This is a genomic window from Clostridium psychrophilum, from assembly GCF_018861705.1.
Taxonomy (GTDB): domain Bacteria; phylum Bacillota; class Clostridia; order Clostridiales; family Clostridiaceae; genus Clostridium_AD; species Clostridium_AD psychrophilum.
This window is the reverse complement of sequence record NZ_JAHLEC010000219.1, coordinates 1-1969: the sequence shown is the minus strand read 5'-3', so window position 1 is coordinate 1969 and position 1969 is coordinate 1. Positions and strand designations below refer to the sequence as shown.

Here is a 1969-nt window from a genome sequence, read left to right as displayed (position 1 = left end):
ATAGTTATTTTTTATAGTTAACCTAATGCTTATTAAGTTCGCTATAAATCAGGAGAATCTTTATCCATTATTTGTATTGGTTTTATGAAAAGTTTTGCAATTAACTAAATTTATATAATATACAATATGATAAGATGTTTATAATTAAAATCATACAAATCACAATTATATCAATAGTAATACATTTTAATTTTCTTTTTAATAATTAGAAGAATGTTTAAAAAATCTATAGAAATCCACATAATTAAACAAATAAATAGAAAAAATAACATTAATTTCAATTTCACATTAAAATTATACATAGTTTTTAATTTACAATATATAATATCGTACCAAAATCAAATAACTGAATACTAAGATGAAGTTAGAAATAAAAAACAAGCAAAAGTTGAAAGGATGATTAAATGGATATTTTCATAAGTTTAATAATAAAGACATGCATGGATACGGTATACATGACAGGAATGATAATTTTTGTAGGGTTTATTCTTGGATTTTTAAGGAAACAATCAATAGAAAATTTTCAAAAGAGTTTTGGGTGGAGAGCTGTGGCCATAACTGCTATTATAGGAGTACCTATACATGAAATTTCCCATGCTATTTTATGTATTATTTTTAGGCATAAAATAACAAAGTTGGTATTAATACAAAAGAAAGATGAAAATGGAGTACTGGGGTATGTGAAACATGCTTATAATCCTAATAATGTATACCAACAAGCAGGTAATTTTTTCATAGGTATTGCACCTATATTTGGAGGGGTTTTTGCTATAATTGGTTTAATGTATGCTATAATTCCTAAAATATATAATGAATTTTTGACTATATCTACAAACAATTTACAGGTGACTAAAATAAGTTATGTTGCAATAAGCGGGGTACTTAATTCTTATTTTGGTTTAATTAAAATAATATTTTCAATTAAAAACTTTTCGAATCCATATTTCATATTGTTTTTATTTTTAGCAATTTGCATTTCATCTCATATATCTTTAAGCACTGCAGATATTAAAGGAGCTTCAAGGGGACTATATATTATATTCTTCATAATATTGGTTTTAAATGTATTTGGATTTTCAAAGTTTGTTATGGCTGAGAGTATATTAAGGTATAACATTATACTGGTAGGGTTTCTTATTATATCATTAATTTTTTCAAGTATAACTTACTTTGTGAGTTTATTCTTATCATTAATAAAGAATTAGTACATTATAAGATACCTATATGAATTTGTATGTAAGTACTTAGAATGATATTGGAGGAGATGTGCGAGTGGACGATTGGCAAATAGATATAATATTAGGTGTTTCTCAGAAGTGTATTTTAGCTCTAGCAGGTCTTAATTTATATATCAAAGATGGATTATCTAATACGGTAACATTTATAGAAATTTCAGAAGGTATTAAAAAATAAGAAACTTTTAAAATATATGGTTGAACAATACGATATGTTTATAACAGGTCTATTGGGATACCTTCAAGGCAAAGTTATAAGAAGAGAAGATATGGTGAAAATTCAAAAAAAGACAAGATGGTTTATACATTATTAGTATTACAGGATTTAGTAAAGCGTTAGGGTTTGAGTGTAAAAGAAACTACGTGTGTTTTACTAGATATAGATATGTAGTCACGTGTGTCCGTATAGTTATATTCTAGTTTATTAGAGTAACATGGAGTAAATGGGTTATAATGTTGCTAGATAAATAAATGGATAAATACATGACTTTATTATTATGATAGAATATTCCTTGTCGTCACAAACGTGCGATGAATTAAGTTAAAGGTTAGTCGTAATTTATTAAATTTTTAAATAAAGAATAAATTAAAAAAAGATTGACAAAAGAAGAAATACCTAGTAGTATAGTAGAAGTCGTCAGATGATGACGAACAAGTTGGTCTTTGAAAATTAAACAGAGAATAGGTAAAGAAATGAAATAATATTTTGTTTTAACCAGTTAATTACTTTAGTA

2 protein-coding genes are annotated in these 1969 nt (G+C 25.3%); both read left to right on the top strand.

Annotated elements, in window-relative coordinates; translation table 11 throughout:
* Positions 1-404: 404 nt before the first annotated feature.
* The gene (locus KPL38_RS19065) at positions 405-1205 is read left to right on the top strand and encodes a hypothetical protein (RefSeq protein WP_216290713.1); all 801 of its coding nucleotides are present in this window, start codon (positions 405-407) and stop codon (positions 1203-1205) included.
* 67 nt (positions 1206-1272) lie between these two features.
* On the top strand, positions 1273-1413 hold the full coding sequence (locus KPL38_RS19060) for a hypothetical protein (RefSeq protein ID WP_216290712.1): 141 nt from the start codon (positions 1273-1275) through the stop codon (positions 1411-1413).
* The last annotated feature ends 556 nt before the right edge of the window (positions 1414-1969 follow it).

Bases quoted from the DNA above. Each gene is read 5' to 3' on its own strand.
- KPL38_RS19065 (WP_216290713.1), top strand. From the start codon at position 405: ATGGATATTTTCATAAGTTTAATAATAAAGACATGCATGGATACGGTA.